Annotated in this window: 23 protein-coding genes; 19 read left to right on the top strand and 4 right to left on the bottom strand. The window is 63.4% G+C overall.

Going from position 1 to position 22,717, the window contains the following annotated elements; all coding sequences use genetic code 11:
* The 5 genes from IVB27_RS04595 to IVB27_RS04575 all read left to right on the top strand — a co-directional run.
* Positions 1-590, top strand: a 590-nt coding sequence (locus IVB27_RS04595; RefSeq protein WP_247441752.1) for a branched-chain amino acid ABC transporter permease, incomplete at its 5' end; no start/stop codon positions are given.
* A 31-nt stretch (positions 591-621) separates the two neighbouring features.
* Positions 622-1,857: an ABC transporter substrate-binding protein gene (locus IVB27_RS04590; RefSeq protein ID WP_247441750.1), complete on the top strand. Its 1,236-nt coding sequence runs from the start codon at positions 622-624 to the stop codon at positions 1,855-1,857.
* Between the two features lie 121 nt (positions 1,858-1,978).
* Complete coding sequence (locus tag IVB27_RS04585) at positions 1,979-3,205, top strand: ABC transporter substrate-binding protein (protein WP_247441748.1); 1,227 nt, start codon at positions 1,979-1,981, stop codon at positions 3,203-3,205.
* Between the two features lie 240 nt (positions 3,206-3,445).
* Positions 3,446-4,675, top strand: coding sequence for an ABC transporter substrate-binding protein (locus IVB27_RS04580; protein WP_247441746.1), 1,230 nt, complete (start codon positions 3,446-3,448; stop codon positions 4,673-4,675).
* Positions 4,676-4,860: 185 nt separating this feature from the next.
* Complete coding sequence (locus IVB27_RS04575) at positions 4,861-6,144, top strand: glycerate kinase type-2 family protein (RefSeq protein ID WP_247441744.1); 1,284 nt, start codon at positions 4,861-4,863, stop codon at positions 6,142-6,144.
* 140 nt (positions 6,145-6,284) lie between these two features.
* On the opposite strand, the gene IVB27_RS04570 is transcribed toward IVB27_RS04575, so the two are convergent.
* Positions 6,285-6,818 carry a MarR family winged helix-turn-helix transcriptional regulator gene (locus IVB27_RS04570; protein WP_247343942.1) on the bottom strand — a complete coding sequence of 178 codons (534 nt, stop codon included), beginning with the start codon at positions 6,816-6,818 and terminating at the stop codon, positions 6,285-6,287.
* A 177-nt stretch (positions 6,819-6,995) separates the two neighbouring features.
* Between IVB27_RS04570 and IVB27_RS04565 the strand changes: the two genes are divergently transcribed.
* Genes IVB27_RS04565 through IVB27_RS04555 form a run of 3 tightly spaced genes read left to right on the top strand, consistent with a single transcriptional unit; the run spans position 6,996 to position 10,541 of the window.
* Positions 6,996-8,036 carry a branched-chain amino acid ABC transporter permease gene (locus tag IVB27_RS04565; protein WP_247441742.1) on the top strand — a complete coding sequence of 347 codons (1,041 nt, stop codon included), beginning with the start codon at positions 6,996-6,998 and terminating at the stop codon, positions 8,034-8,036.
* Positions 8,037-8,043: 7 nt separating this feature from the next.
* Complete coding sequence (locus IVB27_RS04560; RefSeq protein WP_247441740.1) at positions 8,044-9,813, top strand: branched-chain amino acid ABC transporter ATP-binding protein/permease; 1,770 nt, start codon at positions 8,044-8,046, stop codon at positions 9,811-9,813.
* Positions 9,810-10,541 carry an ABC transporter ATP-binding protein gene (locus IVB27_RS04555; RefSeq protein WP_247343952.1) on the top strand — a complete coding sequence of 244 codons (732 nt, stop codon included), beginning with the start codon at positions 9,810-9,812 and terminating at the stop codon, positions 10,539-10,541. The genes IVB27_RS04560 and IVB27_RS04555 overlap by 4 nt, the downstream gene beginning before the upstream one ends.
* Positions 10,542-10,722: 181 nt before the next feature.
* Here IVB27_RS04555 and IVB27_RS04550 read toward each other — a convergent pair whose 3' ends face one another.
* Positions 10,723-11,343 (bottom strand): pyridoxamine 5'-phosphate oxidase family protein, encoded by a 621-nt coding sequence (locus IVB27_RS04550; protein ID WP_247441738.1) that lies wholly within the window; start codon positions 11,341-11,343, stop codon positions 10,723-10,725.
* Positions 11,344-11,463: 120 nt separating this feature from the next.
* Here IVB27_RS04550 and IVB27_RS04545 point away from each other — a divergent pair, with 120 nt between their 5' ends.
* Positions 11,464-12,348, top strand: coding sequence for a LysR family transcriptional regulator (locus IVB27_RS04545; protein WP_247441736.1), 885 nt, complete (start codon positions 11,464-11,466; stop codon positions 12,346-12,348).
* A gap of 123 nt (positions 12,349-12,471) precedes the next feature.
* Here the strand turns inward: IVB27_RS04545 and IVB27_RS04540 are convergent, their stop codons facing one another.
* Together IVB27_RS04540 and pobA are read right to left on the bottom strand one after the other, a co-directional pair.
* Positions 12,472-12,891, bottom strand: a complete 420-nt coding sequence (locus IVB27_RS04540) for a PaaI family thioesterase (protein ID WP_247441735.1) — start codon at positions 12,889-12,891, stop codon at positions 12,472-12,474.
* Positions 12,892-13,125: 234 nt separating this feature from the next.
* Entirely contained in the window at positions 13,126-14,295 is a 1,170-nt protein-coding gene (gene pobA / locus IVB27_RS04535) for a 4-hydroxybenzoate 3-monooxygenase (protein ID WP_247441733.1), read from the bottom strand.
* A gap of 215 nt (positions 14,296-14,510) precedes the next feature.
* Between pobA and IVB27_RS04530 the strand changes: the two genes are divergently transcribed.
* From IVB27_RS04530 to IVB27_RS04485, 10 genes are all read left to right on the top strand, one after another.
* Complete coding sequence (locus IVB27_RS04530) at positions 14,511-15,527, top strand: TRAP transporter substrate-binding protein (protein ID WP_247441732.1); 1,017 nt, start codon at positions 14,511-14,513, stop codon at positions 15,525-15,527.
* A 133-nt stretch (positions 15,528-15,660) separates the two neighbouring features.
* A complete protein-coding gene (locus tag IVB27_RS04525; protein WP_007599673.1) occupies positions 15,661-16,170 on the top strand; it encodes a TRAP transporter small permease in 510 nt (169 codons plus the stop codon).
* A gap of 2 nt (positions 16,171-16,172) precedes the next feature.
* A complete protein-coding gene (locus IVB27_RS04520) occupies positions 16,173-17,492 on the top strand; it encodes a TRAP transporter large permease (RefSeq protein WP_247441731.1) in 1,320 nt (439 codons plus the stop codon).
* Between the two features lie 11 nt (positions 17,493-17,503).
* Positions 17,504-17,965, top strand: a complete 462-nt coding sequence (locus tag IVB27_RS04515; RefSeq protein WP_247441756.1) for a DUF3237 domain-containing protein — start codon at positions 17,504-17,506, stop codon at positions 17,963-17,965.
* A 44-nt stretch (positions 17,966-18,009) separates the two neighbouring features.
* Positions 18,010-18,198, top strand: coding sequence for a type II toxin-antitoxin system HicA family toxin (locus tag IVB27_RS04510; protein WP_247441729.1), 189 nt, complete (start codon positions 18,010-18,012; stop codon positions 18,196-18,198).
* Positions 18,199-18,203: 5 nt separating this feature from the next.
* Positions 18,204-18,602 carry a type II toxin-antitoxin system HicB family antitoxin gene (locus IVB27_RS04505; RefSeq protein WP_247343978.1) on the top strand — a complete coding sequence of 133 codons (399 nt, stop codon included), beginning with the start codon at positions 18,204-18,206 and terminating at the stop codon, positions 18,600-18,602.
* 118 nt (positions 18,603-18,720) lie between these two features.
* On the top strand, positions 18,721-19,530 hold the full coding sequence (locus IVB27_RS04500) for a crotonase/enoyl-CoA hydratase family protein (RefSeq protein WP_247343981.1): 810 nt from the start codon (positions 18,721-18,723) through the stop codon (positions 19,528-19,530).
* Entirely contained in the window at positions 19,527-21,410 is a 1,884-nt protein-coding gene (locus tag IVB27_RS04495) for a feruloyl-CoA synthase (RefSeq protein ID WP_247441727.1), read from the top strand. The genes IVB27_RS04500 and IVB27_RS04495 overlap by 4 nt, the downstream gene beginning before the upstream one ends.
* Before the next feature lie 26 nt (positions 21,411-21,436).
* Positions 21,437-22,198 carry an SDR family NAD(P)-dependent oxidoreductase gene (locus tag IVB27_RS04490; RefSeq protein ID WP_247343988.1) on the top strand — a complete coding sequence of 254 codons (762 nt, stop codon included), beginning with the start codon at positions 21,437-21,439 and terminating at the stop codon, positions 22,196-22,198.
* Between the two features lie 10 nt (positions 22,199-22,208).
* Positions 22,209-22,628 carry an acyl-CoA thioesterase gene (locus IVB27_RS04485; protein WP_247441725.1) on the top strand — a complete coding sequence of 140 codons (420 nt, stop codon included), beginning with the start codon at positions 22,209-22,211 and terminating at the stop codon, positions 22,626-22,628.
* Positions 22,629-22,717: the final 89 nt, after the last annotated feature.

Raw genomic sequence — 22,717 nt, 5'->3', positions numbered from 1 at the left:
AGCTGCTGAAGCTGAACTTCCTCGAGCACTGGACCGGCGGCGTGCAGGGCCTCGTCGTCACCAAGCCGGACGCGCCGTTCGGGCTGCCGATGTCGCAGGACATGTGGCTATACTACTTCTCACTCGCCGTCGTGCTCGCGATCTACATCTTCTCGGTGAACCTGCTGCGCTCCCGCTCGGGCCGCGCCTTCATGGCGATCCGCGACAACGAGATCGCGGCCTCCTCGATGGGCGTCAACGTCGCGCTCTACAAGACGCTGGCCTTCGGCGTGTCCGCCGGCATCACCGGCGTTGCCGGCTCGCTTGGCGCCATCGCCGTGCAGTTCGTCGCGCCCGACAGCTACACCATCACGCTGGCGATCTCGCTGTTCCTCGGCATGGTCGTCGGCGGCGTCGGCTGGTTGCCCGGCTCGTTCGTCGGCGCAGCCTTCATCATCTTCGTGCCGAACATGGCGGAGGGCATCTCCAAAGGCCTGTCCGGCGCGGTATTCGGCGTACTGTTGTTCCTCGTCATCTACCTGGTGCCGCACGGCGCAAGGCAGATCGCGATCCTGGGCCAGCAACTCGTCGGCCGGCTCAGAAAGAACTGAAAACCCGTTGATTTAACCAAGGAGACCCGAATTGCTTTTTGAAAGAACACTGCGAACCGCTGCGCTGGTCACGGCAACGGCGGTCATCACTCTCACCTCCGGCGCAGCACTCGCGCAGAAGAAATACGACACCGGCGCGTCCGATACCGAGATCAAGATCGGCAACATCATGCCGTACAGCGGCCCGGCGTCGGCCTATGGCATCATCGGCAAGACCGAAGAAGCCTATTTCAAGATGATCAACGACAAGGGCGGCATCAACGGCCGCAAGATCACCTTCGTCACCTATGACGACGGCTATTCGCCGCCCAAGGCCGTCGAGCAGGTCCGCAAGCTGGTCGAGAGCGACGAGGTGCTGGCCGTGTTCAACCCGCTCGGCACGCCCTCGAACAGCGCGATCCAGAAGTACCTCAACGCCAAGAAGATCCCGCAGCTGTTCGTCGCCACCGGCGCCACCAAGTGGAACGACGCGAAAAACTTCCCCTGGACCATGGGCTGGCAACCCTCCTACCAGAGCGAAGCGCAGATCTACGCGAAATGGCTGTTGAAGGAAAAGCCGGACGCCAAGATCGCGATCCTCTACCAGAATGACGATTTCGGCAAAGACTACCTCAAGGGCACCAAGGACGGCCTGGGCGCCAAGGGCGCGTCCATGATCATCATGGAAGAGAGCTACGAGGTCTCCGAGCCGTCGATCGACGGTCACATCGTCAAGATCAAGGCTGCCAATCCCGACGTGCTGTTGATCTACACGACGCCGAAATTCGCTGCCCAAACCATCAAGAAGACAGCCGAGCTGAGCTGGAAGCCGCTGCAGATCCTCACCAACGTGTCGATCTCGGTCGGCAGCGTGATGAAGCCCGCCGGCTTCGAGGCTTCGCAGAACGTGCTCTCGGCCGCCTACGCCAAGGACTCGACGGACCCGCAGTGGACCAACGACCCCGGCATGAAGAAGTGGAACGAATTCGTCGACAAGTACATGCCGGGTGCCGACAAGTCGGACACCAGCATGGTCTATGGCTACGGCGCGGCGTCGACGCTGGCCAAGGTCCTGGAGATGTGCGGCGACGATTTGACTCGGGCCAACATCATGAAGCAGGCGACCTCGTTGAAGGATTTTACTCCGGACACGCTGCTGCCCGGCGTCAAGATCAACACCAGCGCCACCGACTTCGCCCCGATCGCGCAGCTCCAGATGCAGCGCTTCAAAGGCGAGAAGTGGGAACTCTTCGGCGAGATCATCAGCGGCGACGTCGCCACGGAGTGATACTCTGACGCAATAGTCCAACGCCTCGAGAAGCCCCCGCGAGCAATCGCGGGGGCTTTTTGTTGACGTCGAGCGTCAATCTTGTTCAATGCGGCGCCGATCCAGCCGGGGTGGGAGAGAAATGACTGCTGTTCGATTTCAGGTTGCGGCCCTTTTGGCCGCATTCATATTGTGCACTGCGATGAGCGGCCCTGCACTGGCGCAGAAAAAATACGACAGCGGCGCTTCCGATACCGAGATCAAGATCGGCAACATCATGCCCTATAGCGGCCCGGCCTCCGCCTACGCGGCGATCGGCAAGGCCGAGGAAGCCTATTTCAACAAAATCAATGCCGAGGGCGGCATCCACGGCCGCAAGATCAAATTCATCTCCTATGACGACGGTTATTCGCCGCCGAAGACGGTGGAGCAGGCGCGCAAGCTGGTCGAGAGCGACGGGGTGCTGCTGATCTTCGGCTCGCTCGGCACCTCCACCAACGGCGCCATCCGCAAATACATGAACGAGAAGAAGGTGCCGCAATTGTTCGTGGCGAGCGGCGCTTCGAAGTGGAACGATCCCAGGCAGTATCCCTGGACCATGGGTTGGCAGCCGAGCTATGCGAGCGAGGCGCACATCTACGCCAAGTACATCATGAAGGAGAAGCCGGACGGCAAGATCGGCGTGCTCTACCAGAACGACGATTTCGGCAAGGACTATCTGAAGGGGCTGAAGGACGGCCTTGGGCCCAAGGCCTCGATGATCGTGCTGGAGGAAGGCTACGACACGTCCGAACCGGCCATCGACGAGCACGTCGTGAAATTGAAGGCCGCCGGCGCCGACATCCTCATCAGCATCACCACGCCGAAATTTGCTGCCCAGGCGATCAAGAAGGCGGCCGAGATCAACTGGCACCCGGTCCACATCATCTCCAACGTCTCGGCCTCGGTCGGCGGCGTGCTCGAGCCGGCGGGGCTCGAGATCTCGCAAGGCATCTTGTCGGCGAGCTACACCAAGGACGGCTCCGACCCGCAATGGAACGCCGATGAAGGCATGAAGAAGTTCTATAACTTCCTCGCGCAATACGCTCCCACGGCCAACAAGCTCGATGCCGGCGTGGTGTTCGGCTATGCCGCCGCGCAGACCATGGTGAAGGTGCTGCAGATGTGCGGCGATGACCTTACCCGCGAAAACGTCATGAAGCAGGCCGCCAGCCTGAAGGATTTCGAGCCCGATACGCTCTTGCCCGGCATCAAGATCAACACCGCGCCGGACAATTTCGCCCCGATCGAGCAGCTCCAGATGATGCGATTCAAAGGCAAGAAATGGGAGCTGTTCGGCGACATCATCTCAAGCGATCCTGGCCATTGAGGCCGATCAACTCAAAATCGCGCTATTCAAATTAAACAATCAGCGGCGGTCGCGATTTTTTCGCAGCGCACACGCTCCCGCGGCCGCCTTTGACTACTAAAGAAGCAGCCCCTGCGACGCCGTCGCAGGGGCTTTCTGTTGAAGGCACCAGGTAAATCGTATTGAATTGCGGCCGCGTCACCAAAAACAAGCAACGCAAGAAAAGGAACGCACACACACCAAGAAAATAGGGAGATAGGAATGCCCGCTGTCACCGGCAAACTTGCGGCCGCGTCACTGGCGCTTGCGCTCATTGCGGCCTCGGCCTCCACTGCATCGGCCCAGAAGAAATACGATACCGGCGCGACCGATACCGAGATCAAGGTCGGCAACATCATGCCCTACAGCGGACCGGCCTCCGCCTACGGCATCATAGGGCGGACCGAAGCCGCCTATTTCAAGAAGATCAACGACGAAGGCGGCATCAACGGCCGCAAGATCAACTTCATCTCTTACGACGACGCCTATTCGCCGCCGAAGACGGTGGAGCAGGCGCGCAAGCTGGTCGAGAGCGACGAGGTGCTGTTCATCTTCAACTCGCTCGGCACACCGCCGAACTCGGCGATCCACAAATACATGAACTCGAAGAAGGTGCCGCAGCTCTTCGTCGCGACCGGCGCCACCAAGTGGAACGATCCGCAGAACTTCCCGTGGACGATGGGCTGGCAGCCCAACTACCAGAGCGAGACGCAGATCTACGCGAAGTGGCTGCTCAAGAACAAGCCCGACGCCAAGATCGCCGTGCTGTTCCAGAACGACGATTACGGCAAGGACTATCTCAAGGGCCTGAAGGACGGCCTCGGCGCCAAGGCCGCCTCGATGATCGTCATCGAAGAGAGCTATGAGACTTCGGAGCCGAGCATCGACAACCACATCGTCAAGCTGAAATCGACCGGCGCCGACGTCTTCATGAACATCACGACGCCGAAATTCGCAGCCCAGGCGATCAAGAAGAACGCCGAGATCGGCTGGAAGCCGCTGCACTTCCTCAACAACGTCTCTGCCTCCGTCGGCAGCGTGATGAAGCCTGCCGGCTTCGAGAACGGCCAGGACATTATCTCGGCCGATTATCTGAAGGACGTGTCGGATCCCGAATGGGCCAACGATCCCGGCATGAAGGACTTTCTTGCGTTCATGACCAAATACTTCCCCGACGGCGACAAGCTCGATAAGGGCACCATCGTCGGCTATGCCGTGGCACAGACGCTGGTCCACGTCTTGAAGCAGTGCGGTGATAATCTCACGCGCGAGAACATCATGAAGCAGGCCGCTGGCATGAAGAACTTCCGCACGGAGGCGCTGCTGCCGGGAATCCAGATCAACACGTCCCCGACCGACTTTGCGCCGATCAGCCAGCTCCGGCTCGAGAAGTTCAAGGGCGAGAAGTGGGAGCTGTTCGGCGACGTGATCAGCGCCGACGTCGGCGGCTAGCCCCGACACGACAACAAGCCTCCTGCGAACTCTCGCAGGGGGTTTTTGCTTGCGCGCCGATTATGATCACGCGATTGCACAATCGAATGACGACAAAGCCCGCTTACGCTTTCGCGCCTGATGCGGTAGGCAGGTGAACGGCGCGTTTGCCGCCAGTCTTTCCTGTCCGCTCAAGGCCTTTCGTCATGACCGACCGACGCCCCCTGCTCCGCGCGCTCTACGACGCCGCCGTTGCCGCCGCCCATCCCAACACGGTGCTGGCGCCTCACTTGCGGCCCGCACCGAGGGGACGCGTGATCTGCCTCGCCGCCGGCAAGGGCGCGGCCGCGATGGCCGCGGCGGCAGAGCGGCATTATCTCGACACGCTCGGGCTCGCACCGGAGCGCCTCGTCGGCATCGCCACCACGCGCCACGGCTACGGCGTGCCGACCCGCCGCATCCGCGTGGTCGAGGCCGGCCATCCCGTGCCTGACGAGGCCGGCCTGAAGGGCGCGGCCGATACCCTCGCGCTCGCAGGCGAGGCCGGACCCGATGACCTTCTCCTGGTGCTGCTCACCGGCGGCGGCTCGGCGAACTGGATCGCGCCTGTCGACGGCATCAGCTTCGCGCAGAAGCAGGCCGTCAACAAGGCGCTGCTCCGCTCGGGCGCGCCGATCGGCGAGATGAATATCGTGCGCAAGCACCTGTCGCGGATCAAGGGCGGGCGGCTGGCGCGCGCCGGCAAAGATGCCGCCGAGATCGTCACGCTCGCGATCTCCGACGTGCCGCATGACGAGCCCTCCGCGATCGCCTCCGGCCCCACCGTGCCCGATCCGACCACGCTCGCTGATGCGCGCGCGATCGTGACCAGGTACAAGCTCGACATCGACGATGCCGTCCGCCGCGCGCTGGACGCCCCCGCCAACGAGAGCTGCAAACCGGGTGACGCCGCCTTCGCACGCGCGCATTTCGAATTGATCGCACGTCCGAAGCAATCGCTCGATGCCGCGGTGAAACTCGCGCACGAGGCCGGTTACGAGACCATCGATCTCGGCGCCGATCTGGAAGGCGAGGCCCGCGGAGTTGCCGCCGATCACGCCAGGCTGGCGCTCCAGGCCCGCGCGCAAGGCAAGCGCGTCGCGATCCTCTCCGGCGGCGAGCTCACGGTCACCGTGCGCGGCCAGGGGCGCGGCGGCCCGAACCAGGAATACGCGCTGGCGCTCGCCGATTTGTTGAAGGACACGCCAAACATCTCCGCGCTCGCCGGCGATACCGACGGCGCTGATGGCGGTGCCGGCAACCCCACCGATCCCGCCGGCGCGCTGATCGACGCGGCGACGTTCGCGAAGATGAAGGCGCAGGAGCTGCAGCCGCAGGCGTATCTCGCCAGCAACGACGCGACGACGTTCTTCGAGGCGACGGGTGACCTGTTGCTGCCGGGGCCCACGCTGACCAACGTGAACGATATAAGGGTGATCCTGGTCGACTGAGGCGCCTGCCCCAATCACGGCGTCATTCCCCGCGAAGGCAGGAAATCCAGTACGCCGCGGCTTCTCCATCACCCACTACTGCCTCTGGAATACTGGAGCGCCCGCCTTCGCGGGCGACGACAGCTGAGCCGACCGCCCCGTTAAAACTCGTTGGCGATCTTCGAGAGCATCCCGAGCAGCGCTTCGCGGTTGGAGGGGCCGAGCAGCTCGTTCAGCCGGGCCTCGTGCTTGGTGGCGACGAGCTTCTTGGCGCGGGCCAGCACCGCCTTGCCCTTGTCGGTCAGCACCAGGATGTGCGAGCGGCGGTCGTTGGTGGAGCGGATCCGCGCGCAAAGGTCGCGGCTCTCGAGATTGTCGAGCATGGCGACGAAATTCGGGCGCAGGATGCCGAGGGTGGAGGCGATCTCGGTCTGGTTACGGCCCGGATTTTTCTCGACCAGCAGCAGAACGGAGAACTGCGCGGGCGTGAGCTGAAGCGAGGCCATGCAGCGCAGGAAGTTCTCGAACACCTTAAGCTGCGCCCGCTTCAGCACATAGCCGAGCTGCTCCGAGAGCTCGCCGAGCTGGAGGGCTTCGCCGGGCCCCTGACCTTGCACCTCGGCCGCGTCTTTGCGGACCTTGGCCGGATCGGCGGGCTTTTCAGAAGACTTTTCGGAGGTTTTCGAAACGGTCATCGCCTCATGCTCGTAATCCCGCTAAGTTCGGGAGGGTCGTCCCGCCACCCTTGAAGTTATATTTGATAATTGTTATGGACCATATCAAATATCGTCAGCGTTTTTCAATGGCTGTGAGCGGACCGTCCACGACTATCAGGGGACCGGTCCTTAATCTTTGAGGGGGAGCGTCCGGTCTTGAATACCACCATCATGCTGTTCCTGCTGCAGGACGGCATCACCAACGGCGCAATCTACGCGTTGCTCGGCCTCGCGCTGGTGCTGGTGTTCGCCGTCACCCGCGTGATCCTCATCCCACAAGGCGAATTCGTCACCTATGGTGCGCTGACCTATGCCTCGCTGGCTGCGGGCCAGATGCCGGGTACGGCGAAACTCGCGCTCGCCCTGGGCATCGGCGCCTTCGCGTTCGACCTGTTCGCCGCGCGCAAGGCGCTGCACGGACGCCTGGTCCTGCGCAGCGTCCTCACCAACATCGTGCTGCCGGCCATCGTGCTGGCGCTGACGGTCCACTACGCCGCTCAGAAGCCGCCGGTTGCGGTCTGCATCGCGCTGTCGCTGGTGATCGTGGCGATGATCGGCCTGTTTCTCTACCGCATCGCATTCCAACCGCTGGCGCACACCTCCGTGCTGGTGCTGCTGATCGCCTCGGTGGGCGTCCACCTCGCGCTTCAGGGATTGGGCCTTTTGTTCTTCGGCGCCGAGGGCCAGCGCGGACCTGCCGTACTGTCCGGCTCTTTCACCGCCGGCGCGCTGCGCTTCACCGGCCAGAGCATCACGGTCTACGGCATCACCATCGCCTTCATCGTCGGGCTGTGGCTGTTCTTCGGGCTGACACTTTACGGCAAAGCGCTGCGCGCGACCGCCGTGAACCGGCTGGGTGCCCGGCTCGTCGGCATCCGCACGACGCTATCCGGGCAGATCGCCTTCCTGCTGGCGTCCGTCATCGGCGCATTGTCGGGCATCATGATCGTGCCGATCACGACGCTCTATTACGACTCGGGCTTCCTGATCGGCCTGAAGGGCTTTGTCGCCGCGATCATCGGCGGTCTCGTCAGCTATCCCCTCACCGCCGTCGCAGCGCTGTTCGTCGGCATCGTCGAGGCGTTCTCGTCCTTCTATGCCTCCAACTACAAGGAGGTGATTGTTTTCATGCTCTTGATCCCCGTGCTGCTGCTGCGCTCGCTCGCTGCTCCCGCGGTCGAGGAAGAGAAGGACTGAGGCCAAGATGCAGAGCCGGCTCCCCATCCTCATCTTCGCGCTTCTCATGGCGGCGATCCCGTTCGTTCCGGGCATGCCCCCGTTCTGGATCGTGCTGCTCGACAATATCGGCCTCACCGCCCTCGTCGCGATGGGCCTCGTGCTGCTGACCGGCGTCGGCGGCCTGACCTCGTTTGGACAAGCGGCCTTCGTCGGCTTCGGCGCCTACACCACCGCGGTGCTGTCGACGGCCTACGGGATGTCGCCCTGGCTGACGCTGCCGCTGTCGCTGCTGGTCAGCGGCTTGCTGGCGGTGCTGCTCGGCCTCGTCACGGTCCGTCTCTCCGGCCACTATCTGCCGCTCGGCACGCTCGCCTGGGGACTCGGCTTGTTCTATCTCTTCAGCAAGCTGGAATTTTTAGGAAGGAACGACGGCATCTCGGCGATCCCGCCGCTGTCGATCGGCTCGTTCAAGATGCTCTCGCCCGGCTCGATCTATTACGCGATCTGGGTGGCCGTGATCGTCTCGGCGCTGCTCACGATGAACCTGCTGGACTCCCGCACCGGCCGCGCCATCCGCGCGCTCCGGCGCGGCCATGTCGCGGCCGAAGCATTCGGCGTGCACACGCCGCGGGCCAAGATGCTGGTGTTCATCCATGCGGCCGTGCTCGCCGGCCTCTCCGGCTGGCTCTACGCTCATCTTCAGCGCGCGGTGAATCCCACGCCGTTCGGCGCGCAGGCCGGCATCGAATATCTCTTCATCGCCGTGGTCGGCGGCGCCGGTTATGTCTGGGGCGGCGTCCTCGGCGCGGCGCTCGTCGTGGTCCTGAAAGAAGTGCTCCAGAGTTACCTGCCGCTGATCCTGCCGGGCTCCGGCCAGGTCGAAACCATCGTGTTCGGCATTATGCTGGTGGCGCTGCTCCAGCTCGCACCCGGCGGCGTCTGGCCCTGGCTGATGTCGTTCCTGCCCGAGCGCACCCGTGGCAAAAAGCCGGACACCTCCCTGAAACTGGCGCAGCGCGCCCGTTCGCCCGGCCAATCCGGCGTCCTGCTCCAGGTCGAGAAGGCGCGAAAGCAATTCGGCGGCGTGGTCGCGGTAAATAGCGTCTCCTTCGACGTCCAGGCCCGCGAGATCGTTGCGCTGATCGGCCCGAACGGCGCCGGCAAGAGCACGACGTTCAACCTGATCACCGGCGTGCTGTCGGCCACCTCGGGCTCGATCTCCGTGCTCGGCAACAAGGTCGACAAGGCGCCGCCGCAGGAGATCGTCAAGCTCGGCATCTCCCGCACCTTCCAGCACGTCAAGCTGGTGCCTGACATGACCGTGCTGGAGAACGTCGCGATCGGCGCGCATCTGCGCGGCCATTCCGGGCCGATCTCCTCGATGCTGCGGCTGGACCGTGCCGACGAGGCCAAGCTGCTCGCGGAAGCCGCCCGCCAGATCGAGCGCGTCGGACTTGGCGAGCAGATGCATCAGCTCGCAGGCGCGCTTTCGCTGGGACAGCAACGGATCGTCGAGATCGCCCGTGCGCTGTGCGTCGATCCGATGCTGCTGCTGCTCGACGAGCCGGCCGCCGGCCTGCGCCACATGGAGAAGCAGCGGCTCGCGACGCTGCTGCGGGAGCTGCGCGACGGCGGCATGAGCGTGCTGCTTGTCGAGCACGACATGGGCTTCGTCATGAACCTCGCCGACCGCATCGTGGTGCTCGATTTCGGCACCAAGATCGCGGAAGGAACGCCGGCCACGATCAAGACCAATCCCGAAGTGATCAAGGCCTATCTCGGAGTGGCGGCATGAGCGCGCTGTTGTCCGTCACCGACGCCCATGTGTCCTATGGCAAGGTCGAGGCGGTGCGTTCGGTCTCGCTTGAGGTCGGCCAAAACCAGATCGTCACCATCGTCGGCGCCAACGGCGCCGGCAAGACCACGCTGCTCTCGGCCATCATGGGCGTTTTTCCGCTGAAGGGCCGCGTCGCCTTTGCCGGCCAGGACCTCTCCCGGCTCGACATCGAGGATCGCGTCGCGATGGGGCTCGGTCTCGTTCCCGAGCATCGCGAACTGTTCGTGACCATGAATGTCGAGGACAATCTCGAACTCGGCGCCTTCAGGATCGAGAGAAGCAAGGCGAAAGCCTCGATGGAGCGGGTCTACACGCTGTTTCCGCGGCTGAAAGAGCGGCGCAAGCAGTTCGCCGGCACGCTCTCCGGCGGCGAGCAGCAGATGCTCGCGATGGGCCGCGCGCTGATGGGCGAGCCCAAGCTCTTGATGCTGGACGAGCCGAGCCTCGGCCTCGCTCCGATCATCGTCGCCGACATCTTCCGCATCGTCACCGAACTGCGTGCCGCCGGCGTCTCCGTGCTGCTGGTCGAGCAGAACGCGCAGGCCGCATTGAAGATCGCGGATCAGGCCTACGTGATGGAGCTCGGCGAATTCGTGCTCAGCGGCAAGGCCAGCGACATCGCCGCAAACGAGCGGGTGGCGGCGAGCTATCTCGGCTTCCAGCACGAAGGCGCGAGCGTGATCTGATTTCGCGGCCCTACTTCCCTTCTCCCCTTGTGGTAGAAGGTGGCGCGCAGCGCCGGATGAGGGGTTCTCTCCGCGAATTACAACGTGGGACCGTTGCATGCGGAGAGAGACCCCTCACCCGTCTCGCCGCTTTGCGGCGAGCCACCCTCTCCCACAAGGAGAGGGTAAGAAGCATCATTTTTCAGCTCACCTTCTCCCCCTTCAGGGCTGCCACCTCCGCCTCCAACTCCGCGATCCTTGCATCCCTTGCCGCCAGCGTAGCCGCAACATCGCCGGCGTCGAACTTCTGCGGGATGTGCTGCGGGCAGTTCGTGTCCCATGCTTCGATCTTGAACAGGATCACCTGCTCCGGCCGCGCGCGGTAGCTTTTCGGCATCAGGGACTGCGTCAGCGCGGCGTCGTCCTCGACCACGCGCGCCTCACCCCAGATCTTCACCCGGCGGCGATGGGCGTAGTCCATCACAAAGACGTAGGCCCTGGGATTTTCGGACAGGTTTCCCTGCGTGATGTACTGCCGATTGCCGGCGTAGTCGGCGAACGCGAGCGTCTGCTTATCCAGCACCTTCAAAAAGCCCTTCGGGCCGCCGCGGTGCTGAATGTAGGGCTGGCCATCGGCCGAGGCAGTGGCGAAATAAAAGCTGTTGGCATCAGCGATGAACGCCGCGAGGTTCTCGTCGATCTCGGTGCGCCAGCCGCGCTGCTCGGCATGAGCATAGCCTTCGCGTGATCCTTTTCGGGTCTGGATCGATTTCACCGCCGGCGTGAATGCCACGTCGCTGGCGTAGGTGTGAGTTGCCGTCATCGGAACATCTCCTGAAATCCCGGCGCATCTCTGCGTCTTCGGGACCTAAAATGGACCTTCCGCCTGCCAAAACAATCTATCCGCTTGACACTTAATCGTTGCAATATATGCAATAATGAGGTGGACCGCCTTGAAGCCATGCATGTCTTTGTCACCGTCGCCGATTTGCGCGGCTTTGCGCCGGCGGCACGAAAACTGCGGCTGTCGCCCTCGGCGGTGACGCGGCTGATCGCGGCGCTGGAGGAACATCTCGGCGCGCGGCTGTTGCAGCGGACCACCCGGCAGGTGGGGCTGACCGACGTCGGCACGCGCTATCTGGAGCGCGCGCGTCGCATCCTCGCCGACGTCGAGGAGGCCGACGGCTCGGCGCGGGAGGAGCGCAACCGGCCGAGTGGACGTCTGGTGGTGTCGGCTCCGGTCGGCTTCGGCCGTCTCCATGTCGGGTCTGTCGTGACCGCCTACCTCAAGCGTTATCCCGAGGTCACCTGCGAATTGCGGCTGTCGGACAACCTCGTCAATCTCGTGGAAGATGCCGTCGACGTCGCGGTGCGGATCGGCCATCTCGCCGACTCCTCACTGGTCGCGCGCCAGGTCGGCGAGATGCGGCGGATCGTGGTGGCGACTCCGGGTTACCTGAAGCGCCATGGCGAGCCGAAGACGCCGGAGGCACTGCTCACGCACCAGACCATCGCGTTCGGTCCATCCGCCAGCTGGCGCTTCGTACTGGACGGCCGCGACATCGAGGTGACGCCGGAACCGCGCTTCGCCAGCAACAGCGCCGACGCCGCCCTGCAATATGCCGAGGCCGGCGGTGGCGTGACGCGGGTGCTGGCTTATCAGGCCGCAGAGGGGCTGAAGCGCGGGCGACTGAAAATCGTACTGGCGAAATACGAGCAGCCGGCGCTACCGATCCACATCGTCTATCCGACCTCGCGCCTGCTCTCGGCCAAAGTGCGCGCATTCGTCGATCTCGTGGTGGAGACGGCGGAGTGGAGATTTGGGTGATTTTCGTGCCCCGGACGCGCTGCAACGCATAGCGTTGCTGCGCAGAGCCGGGACCCAGAAGGCTATGGGTCCCGGCTCTGCGGAGCGGCACTTCGCGCCGCACCGCGTCCGGGACAAGGGAATTCACCCCTTCTTCAGCACGACGCGAAAGGTGCCGCTGGCGCGGGCGATCACGGCGTCGTCGGCCTTGACCAGGCTCTGCGCGAAACAGATCGTGCTGCCGGTCTTGATCGCCTCACCCTCGACCGCGAGCCATTGACCGATTTCGCCGGCACCGACGTAGTCGACCGACAGCGAGATGGTGACGAGCGACGTTGTCCAGCCCGTCGCCTGCGCGCAGCTGTAACCCATGGCGGCATCGGCCAGCGCCGCAATCAATCCGCCATGGATCAACCCGCGCGCGTTGGTGTGCGGTGTCGCCAGCCGCAATCCCACGGTGACGCCCTTATCGGTCTTTCTGGAATAAAGCGGCTCCCACGGGTCGGTGAGGGGCGCTTTTCGGAAATGCGGCTCGAAGCCGGCGGGAATGTCGGTGCTGGTCATGTCTGGCTCGCGTCGTTGGCTGCCGCCATTGAACGCGATGTGGATGCCAGTTTCACCGCCTACAAAGTTTTAAACGGAATTTGCGCGAGTGTTTGAAACGAGCGGCACTGTCGCCCCACAACCACTGTCATCACCCGCGAAAGCGGGTGACCCAGTATTCCAGAGGCGGTGACGTGATACGGACGGGCCGCGGCGTACTGGATGCCCCGCCTTCGCGGGGCATGACAGCTATTTTCAAAACGGCAGCCCCACGTAATTCTCCGACAGCGAGGTCATCGCGGCCTGCGACTGCGTGACGTAGTCGAGCTCGGCGAGCTGGATGCGGGCGCCGATGGTGCCGGTGTCGGGGAATTTGTGCAGCATCGAGGTCATCCACCAGGAGAACCGCACGGCCTTCCAGACCCGCGCCAGCGCCTTGGCGGAATAGGCGTCGATCCCGGCGCTGGATTTCTCGTCGTAGAATTCGCGAAGCGCGCTTGACAGATAATGGGCGTCGCTGGCCGCGAGGTTCAGTCCCTTGGCCCCGGTCGGCGGCACGATATGGGCGGCGTCACCGCACAGGAACATCCTGCCGAAGCGCATCGGCTCGGCCACGAAGCTGCGCAAGGGCGCAATGCTCTTCTCGATCGAGGGTCCTGTGACCAGGCTGTCCGCAGCCTCCTGGTCGAGCCGGCTCTTGAGCTCGTCCCAGAAGCGGTCGTCGGGCCATTGGTCGACATGGTCGTCGAGCGCGCATTGCACATAGTAACGGCTGCGTTTGGCCGAACGCATGGTGCACAGCGCAAAGCCGCGGGCGTGGTTCGAATAGATCAGCTCGTGGCTGACCGGCGGGGTATCGGAGAGGATGCCGAGCCAGCCGAATGGATAGATCCGTTCGAACTCCTCGATCGCCGAGGCCGGAACGCTGGCGCGGCTGACGCCGTGAAAGCCGTCGCAGCCGGCGATGAAGTCGCAATCGATGGTGTGGGTGACGCCATCCTTGACGTAGGTCACGCGCGGGCGACCGCCGTCGAAATCATGCGGCTGCACGTCCTTGACCTCGTAGACCGAGGTGAGGCCGGCGGCCTTGCGCGCATTCATCAGGTCGAGCGTGACCTCGGTCTGGCCGTAGATCATGACCGTCTTGCCGGTCGCGGCCTTCATGTCGATACGGTGTCGGCGGCCGGAAAAGGCCAGCTCGATCCCTTCATGCAGCAGACCTTCGGCATGCGCCCGCGCGCCGGCGCCGATCTGGTCGAGCAGCGCGACGGTTCCCTCCTCCAGGAGGCCGGCGCGGATGCGGCCGAGCACATAGTCCGGGCTCTGGCGCTCCAGGATGACGTTGTCGATGCCGTAACCGTGCAGAAGTTGCCCAAGCAACAATCCAGCCGGCCCTGCCCCGATGATTGCGACTTTTGTCCGCAATACTTGCTCCTCCCGATCCTGTAGGTTTTCGTCGCGGCTCGCTTGTCGCAGCCGTCCGCGCACGATAATTATATCATATAACGGTTGGGCAAAAGGGGAGTGCGCGGCGGCACGCCGCGCCAGTTCCGGCTTGAATGCGCCGGCTAATTAGATAACATGTTAATTAACGAGACCGGGCCATCGAAGCCCGCCGTCACAAGAGGGAGAGACACGTGATGAGGAAAGCCTGTCTGGCGTTGCTGCTGGCAGCAAGCGTGAGCCCTGCGCTCGCGCAGGACAAGACCTTCGACCTGAAGATCTCGCACTGGGTGCCGGCCTCGCACCCGCTGCAGAAATCGCTGGAGGATTGGGCCGCTGCGGTCGAGAAGGATTCCGGCGGCACCATCAAGGGCAAGGTGTTTCCGGCCCAGCAGATGGGCAAGGCGTTCGACCATTACGATATGGCCCGCGACGGCATCGCCGACGTCACCTACGTCAATCCCGGCTACCAGCCCGGCCGCTTCCCGATCATCGGGGCCGGCGAACTGCCGTTCCTGATCTCGGATGCCAAAGGCGGCTCGATGGGGCTCGACGCCTGGTATCGCAAATACGCCGAGAAGGAGATGAAGGACGTCAAGTACTGTCTCGCTTTCGTCCACTCGCCCTCCTCCTTCCACTCCCGCACCAAGAAGATCGTGATGCCGGAGGACGTGAAGGGCCTCAAGATTCGCCCGGCCCACGCCACCATGGCGAACTTCGTCACCTCGCTCGGCGGCACCAATGTGCAGTCCTCCGCGCCCGAAGTGCGCGACATCATCGAGCGCGGCGTCGCCGACGGCGTCACCTTCCCCTGGGGCTCGCTGGTGCTGTTCGGCATCGACAAGGTGACCAAGTACGACATGGAGGCGCCGCTCTACACCACGACCTTCGTGTTCGTGATGAACAAGGACAAGTACAATGCGATGTCCGACAAGCAGAAGGCCGCGATCGACAAGAATTGCACGATCGAGATGGCCGGCGTGGTCGGCGAGCACTGGGGCAAGTTCGAGGATGCCGGCATCGACAAGGTGAAGGCGGAATCCGGTCACGAGGTCTACAAGCTGACACCCGAGCAGACCGCCGCCTGGAAGAAGGCCGCCGAGCCGCTGGTGAAGACCTGGTCCGACGGCGCGAAGAAAGCCGGCGCCGATCCGGATGCTGCGCTCGCCGAGCTGAAGGCATCGCTGAAGAAGTACAACGCGCTGGCGGAGTAGCTCTTCATCGAAACACATGCGGCGGCGGGATGCATCTCGCCGCCGTTGTTCTGCAAGGGGGCCGAGACCTGAGGAGCGCACCGCGCGTCCTACCCTCTCGCCGCCTGAGGATGACATCTTTTAGGAAGCTCCCATGAAGCGCAGCTGGATGGATCGCGTTATCGATTCGATCGAATGGATCGCAGCGGCCTTCGTCGGCATCGTCGCGCTCGACATCTTCCTGTCGGTGCTGCTGCGCAACACGCTGAACTATGCGATTCCGGATTCATTCGACATCGGGCGCATGCTGCTCGGAATCCTCATCTTCTGGGGCATCGCCGCGACCTCCTATCGCGGCACCCACATCACGGTCGATCTGGTCTGGGGCAATGTCGGACCGCGCTACCAGCGCTGGATCGACGTGTTCGCAACGCTGGTGCTGCTGTTCGTTGTCACGGTGCAGACCTGGACGCTGTTCGACAAGGTCCGCGGCACCTACAACGACAACGTCCAGACCTTCGACATGCACATGCCGACCTGGCCGTTCTTCGCGATCGCCTGGATCGGCGACGTCTCGGCCGTGCTGCTGATCGCGATCCGCACTTACCGGCTGATCTTCCATCCCGAAGAGATGCACGACCCCAAGCTGAAGGCGACGGAATAATCATGAGCACCGATGCCGTCGCCGTTATCGGCTTTGTTTCCCTTTTCGCACTGATGCTGCTGCGCGTGCCCGTCGGCATGGCCATGGGCCTCGTCGGCGTCTCCGGCTTCACCTATCTCGTCGGCGTCACGCCGGCGCTGAAACTGGTCGGCCAGACCTCGATGCGCACGGTCACCGACTACACCTTCGGCGTCATCCCGATGTTTTTGCTGATGGGTTCCTTCGTCAGCAATTCCGGCATGAGCCGCGAGCTGTTCCGCGCCGCCAACGGTTTTGTTGGGCATCTGCGCGGCGGGCTCGGCATCGCCACCGTCGGCGCCTGCGGCGGTTTTGCCGCGATCTGCGGCTCGTCGGTCGCGACCGCCGCGACCTTCTCCGCCGTCGCCTACCCGGAGATGCGCCGCTTCGGCTATCCGCAGTCCTTTGCCACCGGCGTGATCGCGGCCGGCGGCACGCTGGGCGCGATGCTGCCGCCCTCCACCGTGCTCGCGGTCTATGGTATCATCACCGAGCAGGACATCGGGAAACTCTTCATCGCCGGCATCATCCCGGGCATCCTGGCGATGACCATGTACATGATCACGATCTTCCTGATCGGGTATTTCCGGCCCGACTTCCTGCCCAAGGGCAAAGTGCTGCCCTGGCGCGAGCGTTTCGCCGGCCTGAAGGACATCTGGGCGCCGGTGCTGCTGTTCGTGTTCGTGATCGGCGGCCTCTACGGCCTGCCCTATTTGCCGCGCTTCACGCCGACCGAAGCCGGCGGCGTCGGCGCTGCCGGCGCCTTCATCATCGGCGTGCTTACGGGACGCCTTGACCGCGAGAAGATTTTGGCGTCGCTGCTCCAGGCCACCCGCACGGCGGCCGCGGTGTTCACCGTGCTGATCGGCGCCTTGATCTTCGGCTATTTCCTCACGGTGACGCAGACCCCGCAGAAGGTGACGGAATTCCTCACCGGCCTCGGCCTCGGCCCCTACGGCGTGCTGGCGCTGATCATGGTGATGTATCTCGTGCTCGGCTGCCTGATGGACGCCATGGCGATGATCATCCTCACCGTGCCGATCATCTTCCCCGTGATCATGCATCTCGGTTTCGACCCGATCTGGTTCGGCGTCATCATCGTGATGACCGTCGAGCTCGGCCTGATCCATCCCCCGGTGGGCATGAACGTCTTTGTCATCAAAAGCGTGGTGAAGGACGTCTCCTTCTCCACCATCTTCAAGGGCGTGATCCCGTTCGTGGCGACAGACCTCGTGCGCCTGGTGATCCTGATCGCGTTCCCGCTGCTGGCGACATGGCTGCCGACGCGGATGATGGCGCATTGAAAGGCAAAGCGATGACCACACCGGCGCTGGAAACGAAATACGCTTTCACCATCACCGCAAAAATCGGCGACGTCGTCACCGCCGGCGAGACCGGCATCGGCGTTCGCCGCATCATCCCGATCCTCGGCGGCGAGGTGACGGGCGCAGTCACCGGTCGCGTGTTGCCGTTCGGGGCGGACTTCCAGACCATCCGCCCGAATGAGCTGATCGATCTCGAAGCGAAGTACGCCTTCGAAACCGACGACGGCGCCATCGTCTATGTCGAGAACAAGGGCATGCGCTTCGGTCCGGTCGAGCTGTTGCAAAAGCTCAAGCGCGGCGAACCGGTCGATCCAAAACTGATCTATTTCCGCACCGTGCCGAAATTCGAGACGGGGCATGAGAAGTACCGCTGGCTGATGGAGCACATTTTTGTGGGTTCAGCGGCACGGCATGCGGATCGCGTCGTGATCGACGTGCATCAGGTGATGTAAGTCAACGTTGACCACCGCCTGTTTAGTGTGTATAAATACACACCATGAATAGTCGAGACATTATCTCGGCCCTTCACAAGGATGGGTGGGTGCAGGTGGCTCAAAAGGGCAGCCACGTCCAGTTCAGACATCCGTCGAAAAAGGGCCGCGTCACGGTCCCTCATCCGAAGCGAGACATCGCGCTCGGAACGTTGAAGAGTATTGAACAGCAATCAGGACTGAAGCTGAGGTAAGCGCCATGCGTCACTACATTGGTCTTATCCATAAGGATGCCGACAGCGATTTCGGCGTGTCGTTTCCGGACCTGCCCGGCGTCGTGACTGCGGGGACCACGCTCGACGAGGCGCGCGACATGGCCGAGGAAGCGCTGGCGTTTCACCTCGAGGGCATGGCGGAGGACGGAGTGGCTATTCCCGAGCCTTCGTTGCTCGAAGACATCATGTCGGATCCCGAGAACCGCTCCGGTGTCGCCATTCTGGTGTCGGTGAAGGATGACCAGCCAAAGGTCGTGCGCGTCAATGTCACTCTGCCCGGAGATGTCCTGGAGCAGATCGACAAGTATGCCGAGGCCCACGGCTATACGCGATCGGGCCTGCTTGCTCAGGCCGCGAAGAAGCTGATGACTGAAGCGGCCTGAGACGCTTCTGAACCTCGCCCCCTATAAGGCGCCCTTTCACACAGCCCTTGGGGAGAGCTTCCCGTATTGACTCCTCCCGAATTCGTTATAGAACATAACTATTCTGACAAGGACGCAAATGACACAGGGAAACGCCGAAACCGCTGACGCGGGCGGCTCCGGGCTATTGAGGATCGAGCGGGCGGACCGGGTTTTGACCGTCGGCCTGAACCGGCCGGCCAAGCGCAATGCGCTCAACGACGGCATCATCCTGGAAATCGGCGAGTGTTTTGCGTCCCTGCCCGAGGATATCGGCGCGGTCGTCATCCACGGCATCGGCGACCATTTCTCCAGCGGTCTCGATCTCTCCGAGCTGACCGACCATGACGCCACCGGCGGCCTGCTGCATTCGCAGATGTGGCACCGGGTGTTCGACCGCATTCAGTACAGCCGCGTGCCCGTGATCGCGGCGCTCAGGGGCGCGGTGATCGGCGGCGGGCTGGAGCTCGCCTGTGCGGCGCATATTCGCGTCGCCGAGCCCTCGACCTATTTCGCCCTGCCGGAGGGGCAGCGCGGCATCTTCGTCGGCGGCGGCGGCTCCGTGCGGCTGCCGCGGCTGATCGGCGTCGCCAGGATGATGGACATGATGCTGACGGGGCGCGTCTATACCGCGACCGAAGGCGCCTCCTACGGCTTTGCGCAATATGTCACGGAAGCCGGCAACGGCCTCGGCAAGGCGCTGGAGCTTGCGACCAAGGTCGCCTCCAACGCGCCGCTGACGAATTTCGCCGTGCTGCAGGCACTGCCGATGATCGCGGAAGCCAATCCGCAGGCCGGCCTCCTGATGGAGTCGCTGATGGCAACGGTGGCGCAGAGCGACAAAGAGGCAAAACGCAGGATCCGCGAATTCCTCGAGCACAAGACCGCAAAGGTGAAGCCGAAATCATGAGCGCGCAGCCGTCCTCGTCCAGCATGGAGCGCGGCGCGAGCACTTCCCCGCTGCGGCCCATTTCGTTCGGCGATCCCGTCGTCAACATCGAGCGGCGCGACGACGGCACGATTTATCTGCGGCCAACACAGCCGCTCGGCGACTATCCGGTTCGTATCACCGACCGCCTGCATCATTGGGCGACGACCACACCCGACCGCGTCTTCATGGCCGAGCGCGAAGGCGGCCGCGGCTGGCGCAAGATCAGCTACGCCGAGTTGCTCGCCGCGAGCCGGCACATCGCCTCAGGCCTGATTGCGCGCGGCCTGTCGGCGGAGCGGCCGGTCGTCATCCTCTCCGGCAATTCGATCGACCACGCATTGCTCGCGTTCGGCGCGTTCTATGCCGGCATTCCGTTCTGCCCGGTGTCGCCGGCCTATTCGCTGGTGTCGAAGGATTACGGCAAGCTGTCCTATTTGATGAAGCTGCTGACGCCCGGCCTCGTCTTCGCCGAAGACGCCGACAAATTCGCCGACGCGCTCGCCGCCAATGTCTCGCTCGGCACCGAAATCGCCGCGTCTTACGGTCACGTCCCGGGCCGCGACGTGACCTTGCTCGCCGATCTCATGGCAACGCCGATCCGCGCCGATCTGGACGAGGTCCACGGCAGGATCGGCCCCGATACCATCGCGAAATTCCTGCTGACCTCGGGCTCGACCGGCAACCCCAAGGCGGTCATCAACACCCAGCGCATGATCTGCGCCAACCAGGTGATGCTGCGCGAGACGCTCGCCTTCCTCAAGGACGAGCCGCCCGTCATCATCGACTGGCTGCCCTGGAATCACACTTTTGGCGGCAACCACAATATCGGGTTGACGCTCTACAATGGCGGCTCGATGTATCTCGACGCCGGCAAGCCGGTGCCTGGAGGCATCGAGGAGACCGTGCGCAATCTCCAGGAGATATCGCCGACGGTCTATTTCAACGTCCCCAAGGGCTACGAGTCGCTGCTGCCTTATCTGCGCGACGACCAGGGCCTGCGCGCAAAATTCTTCGACCGTCTGCATGCGATGTTCTTCTCGGGCGCGGCCCTGTCGCCGTTCGTCTGGAACAGCCTCGACGAGCTCGCGGTGAAGGAAAAAGGCTACCGCGTGCCGATGCTGACCGGCCTCGGTGCAACCGAGACCGCGCCGTTCTTCATGTCGGTCAACCCGCGCACCAGCCGCTCCGGCCATGTCGGGCTTCCCGTATCCGGCAACGACGCCAAGCTGGTGCCGAACAACGGCAAGATGGAAGTTCGTTGCAAGGGGCCGAACGTGATGCCCGGCTACTGGCGCCAGCCCGACATCACCGCAAGTTCGTTCGACGAAGAAGGCTTCTACAAGCTCGGCGATGCACTCAAGCCCGTCGATCCCGATGATCTCAATGCCGGCTTCGATTTCGACGGCCGCATCGGCGAGGATTTCAAGCTCGGCAGCGGCACCTGGGTCAGTGTCGGCCCCTTGCGCGCGCGCTTCGTTGCGGCCTGCGCACCGCTGGTGCGCGACGTCGTCATCGCCGGCATCAACCGCGACGAGGTCTCCGCACTCGTCGTGCTCGATCTCGACGGCTGCCGGCTGATCAACCCGACGCTGCCGGCCGACGATCTCGTCGTCGCGACCCGCGACCGGCTGGTGCGCGAGGCATTTCGCGAACGGCTGACCCGCTTTCTCGGCGCGGCCACCGGCTCCTCGACGCGGATCACGCGCGCGATCCTCATCGACACGCCACTCTCGATCGACAAGGGCGAGGTCACCGACAAGGGCTCGATCAACCAGCGCGCGGTGCTCGAGCATCGCAGCCTGCTGATCGAAGAGCTCTACGCTGCCAATCCATCGGACCGTGTGATATCGGTCGGCTAAGAAATCATCGCTACAGGGAGAACGCCATGTTGTTGAAGGATCAGGCTGTCATCGTCACCGGCGGCGCGTCGGGACTTGGCGCAGCGACCGCGCGAAAGCTGGCTGCGCAGGGCGCCAAGGTCGCGGTGTTCGATCTCAATGCCAAGCTCGCCGAGACTGTCGCCGCCGAGATCAAGGGCGTGGCCGTGGCTTGCGACGTCTCTGATGCCGCCTCCGCGGAAGCTGCGATCGCGCAGGCGACCAAGGCCCATGGACCCGCGCGCGTGCTGGTCAATTGCGCCGGCATCGGCGTTGCCAAGCGCGTCGTCGGCCGCGACGGCCCGATGGCGCTCGCCGATTTCGACAAGGTGATCAAGGTCAACCTGATCGGCACCTTCAACATGCTGCGTCTTGCCGCAACCGAGATGTCCAAGCTCGAGCCGCAGGCAACCGGCGAGCGCGGCGTCATCATCAACACGGCGTCCGTTGCGGCCTATGACGGCCAGATCGGGCAATCGGCCTATTCGGCCTCGAAGGGCGGCATCGTCGGTATGACGCTGCCGATCGCGCGCGAGATGGCGCAGTTCGGCGTCCGCGTGCTGACGATTGCGCCCGGCCTGTTCCTGACCCCGCTGCTCGCCAACCTGCCGCAGGAAGCCCAGGACTCACTCGCCGCCGCGATCCCCTTCCCGCGCCGGCTCGGCCACGCCGACGAGTTCGCGGCACTCGCCCTGCACATGGTCGAGAACTCCTACCTGAACGGCGAAGTGGTGCGCCTCGACGGCTCGCTGCGCATGGCGCCGAAATAGGGCGCGACATATGTTCGTGAACCGGCGCGACGTACAGATCCAGTGGGGCGACTGCGACCCCGCCAACATCGTCTATTACCCGCGCTATTTCGCGATGTTCGACGATTCGACGTCGACCCTGTTCGAGGTCGCCGGCTTCTCCAAGCAGGATTTGGTCAAAAAATACGGCCTGGTGGGCATTCCCATGGTCGACACGCGCGCCAAGTTCTACATTCCATCCACTTATGGCGACTGGATCACCATCGAAACGAAGATCGAGAGCATCAAGCGCTCGAGCTTCGAGGTGAAGCACAGCGTCTACAAGGGCGAGGCGTTGGCGATCGAGGGTTTTGAGACCCGCGTCCTGGTCGGCCGCGACCCCGTTAACCCCGACAAACTGAAATCGGCACCGTTCCCTGCGGAAATGGTAGCCAAATTCACGGGGAGTTAGGTCGGGAGCTAAATCGCCACATCACCCAAAGAGGGGGCTGAATTACCCCCCGATTTCTGCTTTCAAAGAAACACATAAAGGGAGGAATA

This window comes from Bradyrhizobium sp. 197 (genome assembly GCF_023073375.1).
Taxonomy (GTDB): Bacteria; Pseudomonadota; Alphaproteobacteria; order Rhizobiales; family Xanthobacteraceae; genus Bradyrhizobium.
This window is presented reverse-complemented; position numbering and strand designations above follow the sequence as displayed.

Bases quoted from the DNA above. Each gene is read 5' to 3' on its own strand.
- IVB27_RS04585 (WP_247441748.1), top strand. From the start codon at position 1,979: ATGACTGCTGTTCGATTTCAGGTTGCGGCCCTTTTGGCCGCATTCATA.
- IVB27_RS04580 (WP_247441746.1), top strand. From the start codon at position 3,446: ATGCCCGCTGTCACCGGCAAACTTGCGGCCGCGTCACTGGCGCTTGCG.
- IVB27_RS04575 (WP_247441744.1), top strand. From the start codon at position 4,861: ATGACCGACCGACGCCCCCTGCTCCGCGCGCTCTACGACGCCGCCGTT.
- IVB27_RS04570 (WP_247343942.1), bottom strand. From the start codon at position 6,818: ATGACCGTTTCGAAAACCTCCGAAAAGTCTTCTGAAAAGCCCGCCGAT.
- IVB27_RS04560 (WP_247441740.1), top strand. From the start codon at position 8,044: ATGCAGAGCCGGCTCCCCATCCTCATCTTCGCGCTTCTCATGGCGGCG.
- IVB27_RS04555 (WP_247343952.1), top strand. From the start codon at position 9,810: ATGAGCGCGCTGTTGTCCGTCACCGACGCCCATGTGTCCTATGGCAAG.
- IVB27_RS04550 (WP_247441738.1), bottom strand. From the start codon at position 11,343: ATGACGGCAACTCACACCTACGCCAGCGACGTGGCATTCACGCCGGCG.
- IVB27_RS04540 (WP_247441735.1), bottom strand. From the start codon at position 12,891: ATGACCAGCACCGACATTCCCGCCGGCTTCGAGCCGCATTTCCGAAAA.
- IVB27_RS04530 (WP_247441732.1), top strand. From the start codon at position 14,511: ATGAGGAAAGCCTGTCTGGCGTTGCTGCTGGCAGCAAGCGTGAGCCCT.
- IVB27_RS04525 (WP_007599673.1), top strand. From the start codon at position 15,661: ATGAAGCGCAGCTGGATGGATCGCGTTATCGATTCGATCGAATGGATC.
- IVB27_RS04520 (WP_247441731.1), top strand. From the start codon at position 16,173: ATGAGCACCGATGCCGTCGCCGTTATCGGCTTTGTTTCCCTTTTCGCA.
- IVB27_RS04515 (WP_247441756.1), top strand. From the start codon at position 17,504: ATGACCACACCGGCGCTGGAAACGAAATACGCTTTCACCATCACCGCA.
- IVB27_RS04510 (WP_247441729.1), top strand. From the start codon at position 18,010: ATGAATAGTCGAGACATTATCTCGGCCCTTCACAAGGATGGGTGGGTG.
- IVB27_RS04505 (WP_247343978.1), top strand. From the start codon at position 18,204: ATGCGTCACTACATTGGTCTTATCCATAAGGATGCCGACAGCGATTTC.
- IVB27_RS04500 (WP_247343981.1), top strand. From the start codon at position 18,721: ATGACACAGGGAAACGCCGAAACCGCTGACGCGGGCGGCTCCGGGCTA.
- IVB27_RS04495 (WP_247441727.1), top strand. From the start codon at position 19,527: ATGAGCGCGCAGCCGTCCTCGTCCAGCATGGAGCGCGGCGCGAGCACT.
- IVB27_RS04490 (WP_247343988.1), top strand. From the start codon at position 21,437: ATGTTGTTGAAGGATCAGGCTGTCATCGTCACCGGCGGCGCGTCGGGA.
- IVB27_RS04485 (WP_247441725.1), top strand. From the start codon at position 22,209: ATGTTCGTGAACCGGCGCGACGTACAGATCCAGTGGGGCGACTGCGAC.